This is a genomic window from Planktothrix serta PCC 8927 (assembly GCF_900010725.2).
GTDB lineage: Bacteria > Cyanobacteriota > Cyanobacteriia > Cyanobacteriales > Microcoleaceae > Planktothrix > Planktothrix serta.
The window spans coordinates 1-16416 of sequence record NZ_LR734885.1; the positions used below are offsets into that span (position 1 = coordinate 1).

10 protein-coding genes are annotated in these 16416 nt (G+C 39.4%); 8 read left to right on the forward strand and 2 right to left on the reverse strand.

Annotated elements, in window-relative coordinates:
• Nucleotides 1–195: 195 nt before the first annotated feature.
• Nucleotides 196–3714, reverse strand: a complete 3519-nt coding sequence (locus PL8927_RS25610; RefSeq protein ID WP_156093336.1) for a DUF1574 family protein — start codon at nt 3712–3714, stop codon at nt 196–198.
• A 22-nt stretch (nt 3715–3736) separates the two neighbouring features.
• On the opposite strand from PL8927_RS25610, the gene PL8927_RS28715 reads away from it, so the two are divergent.
• On the forward strand, nt 3737–4144 hold the full coding sequence (locus PL8927_RS28715; protein WP_231506144.1) for a hypothetical protein: 408 nt from the start codon (nt 3737–3739) through the stop codon (nt 4142–4144).
• A 34-nt stretch (nt 4145–4178) separates the two neighbouring features.
• On the opposite strand, the gene PL8927_RS25620 is transcribed toward PL8927_RS28715, so the two are convergent.
• Nucleotides 4179–4382, reverse strand: a complete 204-nt coding sequence (locus PL8927_RS25620) for a DUF751 family protein (RefSeq protein WP_083626599.1) — start codon at nt 4380–4382, stop codon at nt 4179–4181.
• A gap of 200 nt (nt 4383–4582) precedes the next feature.
• Between PL8927_RS25620 and PL8927_RS25625 the strand changes: the two genes are divergently transcribed.
• The 7 genes from PL8927_RS25625 to PL8927_RS25655 all read left to right on the forward strand — a co-directional run bounded on the left by PL8927_RS25625 (nt 4583) and on the right by PL8927_RS25655 (nt 16321).
• Nucleotides 4583–6529 (forward strand): response regulator, encoded by a 1947-nt coding sequence (locus PL8927_RS25625; RefSeq protein WP_083626602.1) that lies wholly within the window; start codon nt 4583–4585, stop codon nt 6527–6529.
• Between the two features lie 61 nt (nt 6530–6590).
• On the forward strand, nt 6591–12599 hold the full coding sequence (locus PL8927_RS25630) for a PAS domain S-box protein (RefSeq protein ID WP_083626604.1): 6009 nt from the start codon (nt 6591–6593) through the stop codon (nt 12597–12599).
• Nucleotides 12589–12969 (forward strand): response regulator, encoded by a 381-nt coding sequence (locus PL8927_RS25635; RefSeq protein WP_083626607.1) that lies wholly within the window; start codon nt 12589–12591, stop codon nt 12967–12969. The genes PL8927_RS25630 and PL8927_RS25635 overlap by 11 nt, the downstream gene beginning before the upstream one ends.
• A 115-nt stretch (nt 12970–13084) precedes the next feature.
• Nucleotides 13085–13693: a hypothetical protein gene (locus PL8927_RS25640; protein WP_231506145.1), complete on the forward strand. Its 609-nt coding sequence runs from the start codon at nt 13085–13087 to the stop codon at nt 13691–13693.
• 108 nt (nt 13694–13801) lie between these two features.
• A complete protein-coding gene (locus PL8927_RS25645; RefSeq protein ID WP_083626609.1) occupies nt 13802–14035 on the forward strand; it encodes a hypothetical protein in 234 nt (77 codons plus the stop codon).
• Nucleotides 14036–14241: 206 nt separating this feature from the next.
• Complete coding sequence (locus PL8927_RS25650) at nt 14242–15972, forward strand: sensor domain-containing protein (RefSeq protein ID WP_197047558.1); 1731 nt, start codon at nt 14242–14244, stop codon at nt 15970–15972.
• Between the two features lie 34 nt (nt 15973–16006).
• Entirely contained in the window at nt 16007–16321 is a 315-nt protein-coding gene (locus PL8927_RS25655; protein WP_083626613.1) for a heavy metal-binding domain-containing protein, read from the forward strand.
• Nucleotides 16322–16416 lie beyond the last annotated feature (95 nt).

Sequence of the window (16416 nt, forward strand, 5' to 3'; positions counted from 1 at the left end):
CCCCCTAAATCCCCCTTAAAAAGGGGGACTTGGATCTCCTGTTCCCCCCTTGTTAAGGGGGGTTAGGGGGGATCTAGGACGCTTCAAAAAAATCAAACAACTTTCGGTAACAAGCCTATGGGGGCTACCCCAACCCTACGACTATTCCCTGTTCCCTGTCTTCTTAATAGTCACTGTAAACTGTCTCCTAACTAATTACTGTTTACTGACAACTGATTTCGGCCAAGGAATCTGATCAATTTTAACTAATTTTTCAGAAACAGCAACCGCACCATATTGATTTAAGTGACTCGGATCAGAAAAATAATGATGATTTTGTAACCATTCTCTCGATAAATCAATAAAAATCAATTCAGTTTCTTTGCTAATAGATTGCATCAGATCTTGGAATTTATCTTCATAAGCTGTGCGAATCGGATCAAGATAATCTTCTGTAAGTGGCATATTGACAAACACAATATCAACATTTTTCGATTGCACATATTCAATTAGGCTTTTTAAAGCAGTGGTTTGTTTTCCCTCTAATTGAAATCCTTGATAATCTCCATCATAATAACCTGAAACTTGAGAATGAGCTTGATAGTAAACTTCAGGACTAAATTGAATCGATATCGGTAAAAATCCATTGGGTTGAAACTGGGAGGTTTCTACTTCTTGATTATTGGAAGGTTCGGCTTCATCAACTGGCGATTCAACCTGGGGTTGAAAAGCTTGTCCCTTAATCATAGACTGTAATAGAAATTTGAGACTATCCCGTTGTTCATAAGCTTTTGATCCTCCAACAAATTGTTGATTTAAACGGGTTTGAAACTGCTCAAAACTTAACTCTCCTTGACGAAATTTTTCAGCGAAATCCCCTAAATTATATTGCCAATCCAGAGTAAATGATTTTTCCTCCTCAACTTGAGATTTGATCTGAAACGTTCCTTGAGCAATTTGTTCATAGCCTTCTGAGGTTGAGATCGTTTCATAAGTTCGATCTACTCGACCACTATTGAGGGCCCGAACTCCATCCGCCAGAATAACCAACCTCGGCAATTGTTCAGGAGGCAAAATCTGACGAATAATCAAATCAACTACCTGTAAGGTTGCCCCATTTACCCCAAAATTATAAACTTTTAACCCTCCATAACCGCGTAATCGTAACTCTTGTTCTAAAACCCCCGGATCAATCCCTCGTAATGCTCGAGAACTGCCAATTACTAGAATATCAGGCGGTCGTTTTTCCGTCAAAATATAATGTTGATATCGAGCTAATTGCTCATCTAGTTGGGCGCTTTTAAATGTTGGATAAAGAAATTGAGCTAACTTACAGGCTTCTAGCCCTAATTTTTGATTCGATAAACTGCACTTTTTGGTTTCCAGAGTCGAGGAAATAAAATTACTGGCATTAAATACACCATTTTCTTTAGAATTATTCTGATTTCGAGTCAAATCTGATGCGATCACAACTTCTGAGGTTTTTTCCTCTACATTACTCTGATTAGCAGGTATTATTCCCGTTTTGCTAATCCCATTCATCGGAATTTCAACTAACCATTGACCTAAGATTCCATCTAGTTGTACCACTAGAAATCCTCCCAAAGTTCCCCAAACCAAAGCTAAGGCAATTTTTTGATAACGGCGAGTTCTCAGATCTTGAACAGAAACCATCATGGCTTCACGCAACACAAACAAACGGGTCGCAACCAACCCTTGCGCGATCGCCTCGACACTCCGATCTAAAACCCCTCGCCAATGGGGATAAATCAGGCTTTGGGGTCGGGGAGAATCTGTCTCCAGACCCTCCAGATTTAAGTCAGGACGGAGAACTAAACTACCCGCTACAGAGGTGCCATGACTGGCCTCAACATGGGTTTCGGATTCCTCCGTTGGGGTGACAAAATCCGGTAAAGTCGAGGGAACAGTATCCGGTTGAGTGGTTTTTAAATAAACGCCATAGCGCCATAACGGAAGTTTTTGTCCCGATCGACGGCCATAAATTCTAACCCCAGCAATGCCGCTAATGCGATGGCTGCGTAAAAATTGAGCAATAACGGGAGCAACCTGAGACTGAGACGGACAAGTGGCGGCTTCCGTCATGACGTGCAGTAATTCTCCTTTTTGTAATAACAGTACCCGAATCCCGCCTGTAGCCAGTTTTAGCTCTAAATCGGGATTAATTAAACGACTGAGAATAAAGCGTAAGGCGGAAAGATTGCCATGTTCGGCTAAAGTTAAGGCCGTTGGTTGTAAGTCAGAATGTTTGGCCGCAGGTAAATTCAGCCAATCAATCCAAATCGGAGCACCGGGTTTAGGGTTTGTTGTAGTGGTTTCTAAACCATATACCGTTGCTGCACAAATCCCTTGGGGAGCGAGAAGATCCAATAGGGGGGTCACGATATCCATGACCGTTTGTTTATCGGGAACTTGACGTTTACGAGATGAAGTTGTGCAGTGACAGAATAAATGCAGCGTTGATTCTTTTAAGGTGGTTCGGACTTCCACCTGAAATTGACTAAATTTATCATTAAGCAATCGTGCGATCGCCTGTTCATCTCCCCAACGACCCCACTCTTTAAGAATTTTGTCCGGTGGGGTTAAATCAATTCGTAACATCCAGTCGGGAGTTGATTCCCCCTGGACTTGTAACAAAATACAAGCATCCCGAAACCCTTCAAGCTGCAACTGTCGTAATCGTTGAGCAATGGGTTGAGCCAATAAGGACGGATCGGGACTATAAGCTGATTCACACAACACCCACAACCGACGAGCCGTTTCATCTTCGTGTTGTTGTTTCTCGGTTTTTTTGACTTTAGCGGATTTTTCCCGAATCGTGACTTTAACCCCAACTCCTAACCCCCCTAAAATTTCGCTTAGGTAACTAGCGATCGCATCAGGATAACCCTGTCGCGCCAAACTTTCCGTCGAAACTTCAATCGTTGGCTGTTGGCTGTTGACGGTTGGCGGTTGGCTGTTGACGGTTGGCTGTGTAGAGACGTTGTATGCAACGTCTCTACAGGCTTCCCCTGCTCCCCCTGCTCCCCCTGCCTCCGGTGCTCCCCCTACTTCCTCTACTGGTGTCAACTCTACAGACATTGAACTGAAGGCAAGGCCATCATCTGCCAGGAGGGAAAAGGGTTGAGTTTCGGCTTCAGTCCAGTGTGTATGGGTCGGTTGGGGTTCTAAATTAGGTTCTAAATCAGGTTCTAAATCGGGTTCTATTAACCGTTGATCAGGCGGTTCAATGCTTGAGGATAGGGTGGGTTCCGGTGGAACAGTGCGTCTCGCCTGCTTCTTAGATCGTCTGAACAGGCCTGTAATTTTAGCGAAGGGGTTATGTCCCTTCTCACCGAATCGGTTGGTTTGTTCCTCGATGGGGGGACTTTCCGAGGGTTCAGATGGTGAGCACCAAGCCTGATATTGTAATTCTGTATATTCGAGTTTGACTGTCCAATCCGGTCGTTTTGCCCCAATACTGCGACCCGATAAAAAGATTTTGTAGATCGGTTGATTTGGGGGTAGTAAAGCCGTTAAGTTGGTTTGGGTTAACGCGCTGGAAAAATGAGATGTAACGCTTTTTTCATTCGGACTGATAGGAGCTTCACACAAAACGTGTAAATGATTGCCACGCAAACGAGTCTGAACCTGCACCTCCGCAAGTCCAACGGCCTGTTCTGCCCATTGGGTTAAGGCTGAACCCTCTGCTGTTACAACTGTTTTATTGCCTTTCAACACAACTCTCTCTTAATAGCTCATGTTGCCTGTTCCACGTCTGCTACAAATTAGGACAACTCTATGGTTAGAATTCGACTATAATTTTGGCATGATTCGCCAAAAGTTGGGATCAAGTCGGGTAGAGACTGACTATTTTAATCTCTACGCGGCTGTGAGTGGATTCATTGAATTCACAATCTCGACATCTTCACACCTGAGAATATTAACTATGCAATCCCCCTACACCGATCAACCCCAACCCAAGAATGACGACCGTGTTGCTTTTCCTCAAGACTGGTTACTGAGTTTTGCCACTCCACCCCTATTAATCGCGGTATTAGGAACTAAAGCTCTCCATGAGATGTTCCTCAACTTTAGCAGCAGCAGTGAAGAAGTTTTCCGAGGCGATCGCCTTCCTGTTCTCCATTTTCCCCAATCCGACGAATAGGAGGTGAAGGGGGAGGGGAGGTTACGGCTATTTTTTAAACAGGACTAAACCCTAACATTGCGCGTAACGTAAAAAAGGTAAATGCCAAAACGCTAAATAGTAAACCCACAAGCGCAATTGCGGTTACAGGACGATTTAAGAGGGGTTTTAGACGTTCAAATAGGAAAAAGAAAATTCCCAGAGTAAAGGTTATAAAATAACGGGGATAACGAGAAACGTTTTGAAAAAATTCTTGCATTGTCGGAGTGGGTATTAATTTCAAATTAAAGGTTTTCTCAGTTTAACAGATTTTGGCATCATTTTTAAGATCAGCGATCGCCAGATTCGAGATCAAACCCCTGTAAATGGGTTGTTTCCTTGCGGATATCAATCCTCACACGGTAGACTGCTGGTAGAGCTAGTTCTAATCAATATGCTAATCTGAGGATGATCCCGACGATGAGAATTTTATTGGTCGAAGACGATGAAAGTTTTGCCACGATTATTCAAGAATTATTAAGTAACCAATATTATCTAGTTGATTTAGCATCTGACGGAGAAATGGGATGGAAGTTGGCAGAAGCTTTTGACTATGATCTAATTTTATTAGATTTGATGCTGCCTAAATTAGATGGTTTAAATTTTTGTAAACAACGGCGACAAAAAGACGACCGCACTCCCATTTTATTGATCACGGGTGAAGATACCAGTACCACTAAAGTTGCTGGTTTAGATGCAGGTGCAGATGATTACCTAGTTAAACCCTTTAATTTAGAAGAATTATTAGCCAGAATTCGGGCTTTATTGCGACGGGGACATGATGCCTTAAATCCGGTGATTGAATGGGGACTTTTGCATCTTGATCCGAGTAATTGTCAAGTCACTTATGGCGATCAACTTATTAAGTTAACCGCGAAAGAATACGCTTTATTAGAACTATTTTTACGCTATCCTCAACGCATTTTTAGTCAAGCTTCTCTTTTAGATCATCTTTGGTCTTATGATGAACCCCCATCAGAAAATGCCGTGCGAACTCAGATTAAAAGCTTACGACAAAAGTTAAAAAAATCCGGTGCAAATGAAGTTATTGAAACCATCTATGGTTTAGGATATCGATTAAAAAAAATGTCTGCTCCCTCGTTACCTGTAGAATCTCAACAGCCTGCTTCTTTGCCACAAAAACCCGACCTTTTAAATTTAAACCAAATTTGGCAAAAACAAAAATATAAATATTTTGATCGCCTTGCTATCATTGAAAATGCTGTTCAAGCTTTAAAAACTAACAACTTTACCCCAGAAATTCAACAACAAGCTTTAAGAGAAGCCCATACGCTTGTCGGGTCGTTAGGAGCTTTCGGGTTTAAAGAAGCTTCGGCTCTATCTCGTGAAATCGAACATTTGTTACAAGTAAATATTTCAACTTTTGATAGTAATTTAGAGAATTTATCAACGTTAGTTGAAACGATTAAACAACAATTAAATCAGCGATCGCTAGATCCTCAACCTTCGGTTTTACCCCCAGCTTTACCTTTTGCCCTTCCCCATTTAAAATTAGCTAAATTGTTAATTGTAGATGATGATCAAGGTTTAGCAGAAGCCTTAGTAGCAGAAGCGGTGACTAAAGGAATGATCGCCTGTGCTGCCTATAGCTTAGAACAAGCTCGAAACAAATTGCAACAGAATTCCCCGGATGTTATTCTTTTAGATTTAAGCTTTCCTGAGTCTACAGAATCCGGGTTTGAATTATTAGCAGAATTAGCCACTCAGACCCCTCCGATTCCAGTGATTGTTTTTACGGCTCAAGAAAGTTTTGCCGATCGGGTTAAAGTTGCCCGTTTAGGAGGACGAGGGTTTTTACAAAAACCGATTTCTCCGGCTGAGGTGATAGAAACTGTGAGTAAAGTTTTGCAAAAATTCCAAGCTAATGCGGGAAAATTGTTAATAGTTGATGATAATTTAGAGATCCTAGATTGGTTGCGTAGCGTATTAGAACCTTGGGGATTACAATTAATTTTACTGGATGATCCCCAGCAATTTTGGAGTACCCTAGAACAATCGAATCCCGACTTACTAATTTTAGGGATTCATTTACCGGGTGTTAGTGGGGTAGAACTCTGTCAAGTTGTTCGCAATGATCCCAAATGGAACGACGTACCGATTTTAATCCTTTCCTCCCAAAGGGATTCAGAAATGGTGCAGCAAGTGTTTATGGCCGGAGCCGATGACTATATTCAAAAACCGATTGTTGAACCGGAACTGATTGCTCGTGTGTTTAATCGTCTTGAACGGAGTCAACTCAGACGCAAAATTGTTGCCCAATGTTATCCTGGTGTCCAATCTAACCCGAATCAACCTAAAATTGAATCAGAGACATCTGTTAAATCAGATACAATCAATATAGAATAAAATTTTACAATCAATTGAGAAAAAAAACCTGTAAAACTTAATATTAATTTAATTTTTACCTATGACTATTTCAGATGTTGTTTCTCCCTTTCCCCATCCCAGATATCAAGTAATCTATCCCTCAACTTGGGATACACGATGGCAAATTAATCAACTCCTGGGGGTGATTCACGATCTGATTCTGATTATGGATTGTGAACACCAAGAAATTCAGGTTTTACCTACTCAAGCCCTCTCTTATTTAAACGATCAATTCAACTGGGTTGAGTTCATCTTGCAACAGTTACAAAAACAGGATCAATCCTCAGAATCTATTTCAATCATTCAAGAGGTTTTAGCCAGTCAAGCCTGCCGTCAAATTATTTATCAATGTAATTATGATCAAAAAGATTATCATTTTTTAGTGGAAATTTATCCCTTATCAACAACGGTTGTGATCGCGGTTGGAAAGGATCTTAGCCCATGTCTGGCGGTGCAAGGTGTTCTACAAACTCCTTCTCAAAAACTTGATTCCCCAACCTCAAACCCAAGATTACAAGTTACCCAAGAATGCTTAAGAAAGCAACTTGAAGAACGACAACAAATTGAAATTCAACTTCAAACTCGAAAAACAGAGTTAGAAATATTAATGAACAATGCAGGAGATTGTATTGTCCGAATTGATCAAAAATTGCGCTACCTTTATGCAAATCATCAAGTCGCTTTAATCCTAGGAATTCCTCAACAACAGTTGCTAGGAAAAACCAATCGAGAATTAGGTCTTCCTCCATCGATTTGTCAACAGTGGGATTTACACTCTCAACAAGTATTAGATACGGGTCAACCCCAACAATTTCAATTTGACTGGGAAACGGGTCAGGGATGGCGGTCATTTCAAACTTCAATTGTGCCTGAACTTCAATATCAGGGGAAAGTTAAAACCCTCTTAGCAACAACACGAGATATTACCCAACAAAAACGCGCCTTAGCTGAACTGCAACAACAAAATCAATTTTTAAAATTATTAACCGAAATTACCTTAAAAATCCGGCAATCATTACAACTGAATTTAATCCTAAAAACAACAGTTGACGAGGTGCAAAAAGTTTTAAATGTTGACCGAGTGATCATGTTAAAATTGCATCCTCAACGAGGAGGAACTGTTGTTCAAGAAGCCGTATTACCCCAATGGTTATCGCTATTATCTCAGACTATTTATATTCCTGAGTTGCATCAGCATCTCTCCAATTCTTCCATACCCGATCAAGTGATCAGTTTTGCTGATCTCGATCAAACTTCTTTAAACTATGGCTATTTGGAGTTAATGGAATATTTTCAAGTCAAAGCCAGTTTAATCGTACCTATTTGGTTAGGAAAAGAAGATATTGATCCGATTATAGGAGAACCAAACTATCCAGAACTAGGTGATAATTCCCCCAATAATCAACCGAAATTATGGGGATTTCTGATGGCGCATCAATGTGCAGAAACGCGACAATGGACAACCCTAGAAATTAACTTTTTAAAACAACTTGCGGATCAAGTGGGAATTGCTTTAAAGCAAGCACAATTAATTGCTGAATTAAAACAAGCTCATCAATGTTTATCCTGTCATTTTGAGAATTCTCCCTTAGCCGTTATTGAGTGGGATCAGCAACTTAGAATTAAACGTTGGTCATCCCAAGCGGAAAGAATGTTTGGTTGGACATCTGCCGAAATATTAGGTCAACAATGGTCAACCTTTCAAGGAGTTTTTGCAACAGATATGTTGCAAGTTACACAACAAATGATTCACCTGATTGATGGAACACAAACTCACCAAATTATTGAAGCTCAAAATCGAACTCAAGATGGCAGAGTGATTGATTGTGAGTGGTATAATTCCGTTGTTCGAGATGAAGATGGGAGTTTAGTTTCTTTATTATCCTTAGCTCAAAATGTGAGCGATCGCAAACAAGCAGAACAAGGGTTAGTGCAAAGTGAAGAACGATTTAGAACGATTTTTGAACAAGCGGCGGTGGGATTTGCTTTAGTTGATATTTCCGGGAAACTATTACGGGTGAATCAACGCTATTGTGAAATTACAGGCTATTCCGAGGAAAAATTAGTCGGTCAAACCATTCATGATTTGATCTATTCTGAAGATTTAGAAAGCAAAAATTGGTTAGAAAAACTCCAATCTGAGGGTTTAGGAGAAACTTTTTCCTTTGAAAAACGTTATATTCGTCCCAATGGTCAAGTTAATTGGGTACAGATTTTTGTTTCCCCTCTGAATGAATTATGGAAAAAGAAAAACTATATTTTATTGGCTTTAGAAGATATTCAAGAACGAAAACAAACAGAAGAAGCCTTACGAAAAAGTGAAGAACGTTGGCAACTGGCTTTACAGGGAAATAACGATGGCATTTGGGATTGGAATATTCAAAGCAATGAAGTGTTTTTCTCCCCGCGATGGAAAGAAATGTTAGGGTATGAAGAACAGGAAACCTGCGAACACTTAACCCAGTGGAAAAAACGAGTACATCCTGATGATTTACCAGGGGTGATGAAGGTGATTCGAGAACATTTAGATCAAAAAATCCCTTTTTATATTACAGAACATCGAGTCCGATGCAAAGATGGCAGTTATAAATGGATTTTAGATCGAGGTCAAGCCTTATGGGACGAGGGCGGAAATTTGATTCGGATGGTGGGTTCCTATACCGATATTAGCGATCGCAAACGGGCCGAACAAGAAGTTAAACAAACTCGTAACTTTTTGAAAACAATTATTGATCATTTACCCGTTGCTGTGTTTGTAAAAAGCGGTAAACCCGATGAATTTGGGGTGATTAAACTGTGGAATAAAACCTGCGAAATGCTTTTTGGTTTTACGGCTCAAGAATCCGTCGGAAGGTGTATTGATCAAGACTTTCCCCCGGAACAAGCTAACTTTTTTGAACAAAAAGATCGAGCCGCTTTTGCCCAAAGATTTCCTGAAGATATTCTCGAAGAAGAAGTGGATAGTCAAAGCTTAGGGAAACGACTTTTGCATACTCTAAAAATTCCCCTCTATGATGAGCAGGATAACCCAGAATTCTTGATTTGTATTTCCGAGGATATTACCGAGCGTAAACGGGCTGAAGTTGCCCTAAAAGAAAGCGAAGCTCGATATAGTTCTCTAACGAACGATGTTTTAGATAAATCAGCCGTCGGTATTTTTATTTTAGATGCCAATTTTCATATTGTTTGGATTAATCAAGCCTTAGAAAACTTCTTCGGAATTCAACGGGAAGTGGTAATTGGTCAAGATAAACAAAAATTAATCAAATCACAAATTAAATATCTATTTGAAGATGCCGAAGGTTTTGCTCAAAAAGTTTTAGCGACCTATCAAAACAACCAATATATTGAACATTTTGAATGTCATATTCTTCCCACAGAAACGAGGAAAGAACGATGGTTAGAACACATCAGTCAACCGATTTACAGTGGACTCTATGCCGGAGGTCGAATTGAACATTATACGGATATTACTGAGCGCAAACGAGCCGAAGAAGAATTACACCGGGTTAATCGTGCTTTAAGAACTATTAGTGAGTGTAATCAAGCCTTAGTTCGAGCTACCACTGAAACAGAATTATTGAATAATATTTGTCAGATTTTAATCAATGTGGGGAACTATCATTTCGCTTGGGTAGGTTATCCTGAACTCACTCCCGAAAAACGGATTATTCCTGTAGCGAAAGCCGGATTTGAAGCGGGTTATTTAGAGAATTTAACCATTACTTGGGATGAGAGTGAATGGGGTCAAGGGCCCTCTGGAACCGCAGTAAAAACAGGAGAAGTTTGTGTATTTCAAAATATTCATACAAATTCCCATTATGCTCCTTGGAAAGAACAAGCTCAAAAACGGGGTTATACTTCTTCAATTTCCCTACCTTTAATCATTACTTCAGAGGATCACGATCACGATTTAGAAGCAGAATCTACGGCTATGATTTCAGAATTATTAATCCCAATTTCCTTTGGTGTTCTGAATTTATATGCAACTCAAACTAACGCCTTTGATGAAGCCGAAGTTAAACTACTCAAAGAATTGGTCGATGATATTGTCTATGGGATTATGGTGCTCAGAATTAGAGCGTCCCATGCAGAAACCGAGAAAAAATTCCGTCAATTAGCTGAGAATATTCATGATGTTTTTTGGATTACGAATGCTCAAGGGAATCAATTTCTCTATGTTAGTCCCGCTTATCAACAAATTTGGGAACGAAATCCTACCTTATTATATGAGAATTTCCCAGCTTTTATTAATACAATTCACCCCGAAGATCAGCCCCGTGTTTTACAAGCTTTACAAAGCCCCGATGGGGCAGGATTTGATATAGAATATCGCATCCTCCGCCCCGATGGATCTTGTCGTTGGATTTGGGATCGAGGATTTCCCATTGTTAATGAAAGTGGACAATTAGATCGGCGCGGAGGCATTGCGAAAGATATTACTCATCGCAAACAAACGGAACAATTACTGCGTCATAATAATGAAGAATTAGAATTGCGAGTTGTTCAACGGACAGCCGAATTAGAAACAGCCAATGAACGATTACAATATGAATTAATGAAACGCCATCGCACGGAATTTAAACTGCGAAAAAGTGAAGAACAATATCGAACCTTAGTTCAAAATTTCCCCAATGGAGCAGTATTTTTATTTGATCCTGATTTTCGTTATACCATTGCCGATGGGATGGGATTAGTTGCTAAGGGATTATCCCGATATATGTTAGAAGGAAAAACGATTCGCAAAGCTTTACCGTCCTCCTTATTAGTAATTGTTGAACCTCTATATCAATCTGCTTTAGCTGGAGAAACAACGATTTCTGAAGTAGAATATGATGGGCGAATCTATTATCATCAAGCCTTACCCGTTCGCAACGAACAGGGGGAAGTTTTAGCGGGAATGGTCGTGATGCAAGATATTACAGAACAAAAACAAAGTCAAGCGAATTTACGCGAAGCTGAACGACGGTGGCGGAGTTTATTAGAAAATGTCCGGTTATTAGTGGTGGGATTAGATCGTCAGGGAAAAGTTGAATATGTTAATCCCTTTTTCCTAGAAGTTACGGGGTATACCCAAACGGAAGTTTTAGGTAAAAATTGGCTGGATAATTTTAAACCCAATCCTCCTCAACGACCAATCTCTCCCGCGTTTTCGCAATTATTAGACTATTATTTTAAACCCTATGATCAACAGTTGATTTTAACAAAATCAGGAGAAGATAAGATTATTGCTTGGAATAATACCTTGTTGAAAAATTTACAAGGGGATGCGATCGGCATGATGAGTATTGGGGAAGATATTACCGAACGATATGCCATTGAACGAATGAAAGATGAATTTATTTCCGTTGTCAGTCATGAACTGCGAACCCCCTTAACGTCGATTCATGGCGGATTAAATTTATTATCCACCGGGTTAGTTGAACCTCAGTCAGAACGGGGAAAACACGTGATGAAAATTGCGGCAGAAAGTGCCGAACGCTTAGTGCGATTGGTCAACGATATTTTAGAATTAGAACGGCTAGAATCGGGAAAAATTTGTCTGACTAAACAAGTGGTTAATTCGGCAGATTTACTGCAACGAGCCACCGAACAAATGCAGGTAATGGCAAATCGAACTGGGATTAATTTAGAGGTTTGTAGTCAAAGCCTAGAATTTTATGCTGATCCCGATCGGGTGTTACAAGTTCTGACCAATTTATTAAGTAATGCGATTAAATTTTCCGATTCTGGAGATACAATTAAGTTAAGTGTGAAGGAGGAACCTGGAGAAAAAGTTGGCAAAAATCGAGCAATTTTGTTTAAAATTCAAGATCAAGGTCGGGGTATTCCCCCAGATAAAATTGAACGAATTTTCGAGCGCTTTCATCAAGTGGATGCCTCAGACTCTCGCAAAAAAGGCGGAACTGGCTTAGGATTAGCCATTTGTCGCTCCATTGTGGAACAACACGGTGGCCGAATCTGGGTACAGAGTAAATTAGATCAGGGAAGTTGTTTTTACTTCACCCTACCGATGGACATACCAGTAGAGATTAATCATGACCCCTAAACGAATTTTAATCATTGATGATGATGATGGTGTGCGGGAAATTATCCAAATTTCCCTGGAAGTTGCGGCGGGTTGGGAGGTGATTACGGCCTGTTGTGGTAGTGAAGGTTTAGTTTTAGCTGAAACTAAACAACCGGATGCCATTCTGTTAGATGTAATGATGCCAGATATGGATGGCGCAACGACTTTTAAACATTTACAGGCTAACCCAAAAACCCAAAACATTCCCACAATTTTGTTAACGGCCAAGGCTAAAATGAGTGAAAAACAACAATTTATTCAGCTAGGAGTAACGGGGGTGATTACTAAACCCTTTGAAGCGATGGATTTAGTCGATCAAATTTGCACCCTCCTGCAATGGGCAAATTAAATCGTAACAAATCATTACAACCTTAACCTAGGGCTTGATTACTCACAAAATCCTCACATTTATTGTTTACAGTTCAATTATCAGCAAAAGCCCTTTCTATGTTGAACTGTGTTCCATGTATTTGACCTCTCAAAATTCTATTCCAGTCTACAATCCCATTTCTACGATTGATCCCTGCCCGCAATCGTCTCGAAGTGAGTATTCGGTGATCCAGTTTCCGACCTGTCCCTCTTTGAATCAACTTTCTCGCCGCCCTAGTGTTTTAAGACAGAAAAACGTGATTGTCTCCTGTGATCGAGGTAGAGAAAATGACTTTTATGGGGATGAATCTTATGTGGAATTAGCGGTTGATGTTTTCCGGGTTCAACACCGTGAATCTATCCAAGCACTAAAAGATTTTTTAACAGTTTTACCGAATCCCCATGCCATAGAAAAGGTTTTAACAAGGACGATTTATCAACTCGCAGAAATCGATAGTGAAGCTTGTCGTTGGATTTTGCGTCATTCTACTGATTTAATGCCGGAATTAGATGTTAAAAGTTATGGGATGCAATGGGTTTGTTTGAAACTTCAAACTCAAGGATTTGTTTTGAATCAGGATTTTCAGTTGGGAGAAAATCTACAGTTGCACCTCACGAAAAAGGCTGAAGCGGAATTATGGCATAATATCTCTAAGGGCGATCGCTTAATTCTTGAAGAAATTTTTAATATCCATGATTCCTAACCGCGTTTCTAGGTATTTCCTCATGACTTAAATCTAGTTTTAACCTTTGGTTTCTTAAATTTCTCTTGATTCTTATTTTATAAAACGTTAATTTTGAGGATGTTGATTATGTCAAATGCGATTTGCCCCTGCTGTTCATCCACACTCCTGCGCCATATTCGCCACGCCGGAATTTATTGGTACTGTAGTCATTGCCATCAAGAGATGCCGAATTTATCTCAACACTTTAAAGTTAAAACTAAAGTCCCCTTATCTTTAGTGGAGGAACCCGTAAATTTTCAGTCCCCGTACATCGATTGGATCAATAAAAAGAATAGTCTAAAAGTTGCTAATTCTGCTTAGTTTATCGTGTTATCATCCGGGTAAGAGCCATGAAATCGATCTCTCAAAGGCTAAAATTTAATGAGTCAGACCTTAACTCAATTCTGAATTTAGGAAAACGCTGTTTCCAGTCATTATTCGTTCTCCTAAATTTGATTTATAGGAAAATAAAAGCTAAACTTAAGTTGTATGTTGGTGATTTTTCTCGATCTATAAATTATCCCAGTTTGTTGATCAATCGAGATTTAAAACAAGCTTTAAAACGTTCTTATAAAGAATTATCTGACTTTAAATTTGCCCTAGATCAATCTTCAATTGTTGCTATTACAAATGCTTACGGATCAATTACCTATGCCAACGATAAATTTTGCGAAATTTCTAAATACACCAGAGAGGAATTGATTGGAAAAAATCACAGAATTGTCAATTCCGGCTATCACTCCAAACACTTTTTTAAAACCCTTTGGTCAACAATTAAATCCGGTAAAATTTGGCGAGGAGAAGTTCGGAATCAAGCCAAGGATGGTAGTTACTATTGGGTAGATACTACCATTATTCCCTTTTTAGATGACAAAGGAAAACCCTATCAATATATTGCTATTCGTAATGATATTACCGAACGTAAAAAAGCCGAATATCAACTATTATATGACGTTTTTCATGATCGATTAACCGGATTAGCCAATCGCAGTTTATTGATTAATGAAATCGAGAAATCGATTGAACAGGTGCAAAAATATCCTGATGATTTATTTGCGGTACTCTGTTTAGATTTAGATCGCTTTAAAGTGGTTAATGATAGCTTAGGACGTACCGTAGGAGATCAATTATTAATGGCATTTTCTCACCTGCTCCAATCCTTAGTCGCTTATCCTAATATTGTAGCGCGTTTAGGGGGAGATGAATTTGCTATTTTACTCAAATCAATTCAATCTCCCTTAGAAGCCATTGACCTTGCTAAAAATATTAATCATACCTTGATAAATCCCTTTGAAATTGGGGAATGTCAAGTTTTTAAAACCACTAGCATCGGCATGGTTTTAGGAACAAACCATTATCATCAAGCCGAAAACATTCTCAGAGATGCCGATATTGCGATGCACCAAGCTAAAGAAAAGGGCAAGGGATGTTTAGAAATATTTGATAAAGAAATTCATGATCAAGCCTTAGTCAAAATGCAGTTAGAAATTGAACTGCGACAAGCTTTAACAAAACAAGAATTTATCGTTTATTATCAACCCATTGTTAACTTAGAAGCCGGAAAAATTACCGGGTTTGAAGCCTTAGTGCGTTGGCTCCATCCCCAGCGAGGAATGATTTATCCGGCGGAATTTATTCCCCTAGCAGAAGAAACAGGATTAATTGTTCCCATTGGAAATTGGGTATTACAACAAGCCTGTGAACAACTGCAAAAATGGCAGCTTTTAAGAGATAGAGAAACCTTGATTCACCCCCTGACCTTAAATGTTAATTTTTCAGCCAAGCAATTTAACTTATCGAATGTAATCGAGATTGTTGAAACCATTTTGAATAAAACCAACATCTCGCTTTGGGATCTGAAAATTGAATTAACCGAAAGTGTTTTGATGGATAATAATCAAACCCTAGAAGGAATTTCTCAACTGAAATCCTATCATATTGGTTTGAGTATTGATGATTTTGGTACGGGGTATTCTTCCCTCAGCTATTTACATCGCTTCCCCTTAGATACTTTAAAAATAGATCGATCTTTTATTCAAAATATTGGCGAACGGGGACGACAAACGGAGATTGTCTTAGCGATTATTAGTTTAGCCCATAACTTAGGAATGGATGTCGTCGCTGAAGGCGTTGAAACCGAACAACAATTAAATCAACTACGACTGTTTAATTGTGAATATGGCCAGGGTTACTTATTTTCTAAACCCCTGAATGCAGAAGCCACTGAAGCCCTATTACGTTCTAATCCCCAATGGTAAAATAAACTGATAAGACTCAATACAGGATTCAGGGATGATTCTAACTACAACTAGCACATTGCAGGGTAAAGAAATTATTGAATATTATGGAGTGGTCAGTGGAGAAGCCATTTTAGGGGCTAATATTATCCGCGATTTTTTTGCCGGAGTTCGAGATATTGTAGGCGGACGTGCAGCCGCTTATGAACAATCCCTGCGAGAAGCTAAAGAAATAGCGATGCTGGAAATGATTGAAGATGCGAAATCTCTAGGAGCGAATGCAATTATTGGGATTGATCTCGATTATGAAACGGTATGTGAAGGAATGTTAATGGTAGCCGCCAGTGGTACGGCGGTGAAATATCTTTAAAGGAAAGCTCTTTGTCTAAAGTTTAATGTTGGGATTACCAAAATTTGCTAAAATTTCAGAGTTATTTTGGATAAATTCCCAAAAATAAAAGATTA

Bases quoted from the DNA above. Each gene is read 5' to 3' on its own strand.
- PL8927_RS25625 (WP_083626602.1), top strand. From the start codon at position 4,583: ATGAGAATTTTATTGGTCGAAGACGATGAAAGTTTTGCCACGATTATT.
- PL8927_RS25635 (WP_083626607.1), top strand. From the start codon at position 12,589: ATGACCCCTAAACGAATTTTAATCATTGATGATGATGATGGTGTGCGG.
- PL8927_RS25630 (WP_083626604.1), top strand. From the start codon at position 6,591: ATGACTATTTCAGATGTTGTTTCTCCCTTTCCCCATCCCAGATATCAA.
- PL8927_RS25640 (WP_231506145.1), top strand. From the start codon at position 13,085: ATGTATTTGACCTCTCAAAATTCTATTCCAGTCTACAATCCCATTTCT.
- PL8927_RS28715 (WP_231506144.1), top strand. From the start codon at position 3,737: ATGTTGCCTGTTCCACGTCTGCTACAAATTAGGACAACTCTATGGTTA.
- PL8927_RS25620 (WP_083626599.1), bottom strand. From the start codon at position 4,382: ATGCAAGAATTTTTTCAAAACGTTTCTCGTTATCCCCGTTATTTTATA.
- PL8927_RS25655 (WP_083626613.1), top strand. From the start codon at position 16,007: ATGATTCTAACTACAACTAGCACATTGCAGGGTAAAGAAATTATTGAA.
- PL8927_RS25645 (WP_083626609.1), top strand. From the start codon at position 13,802: ATGTCAAATGCGATTTGCCCCTGCTGTTCATCCACACTCCTGCGCCAT.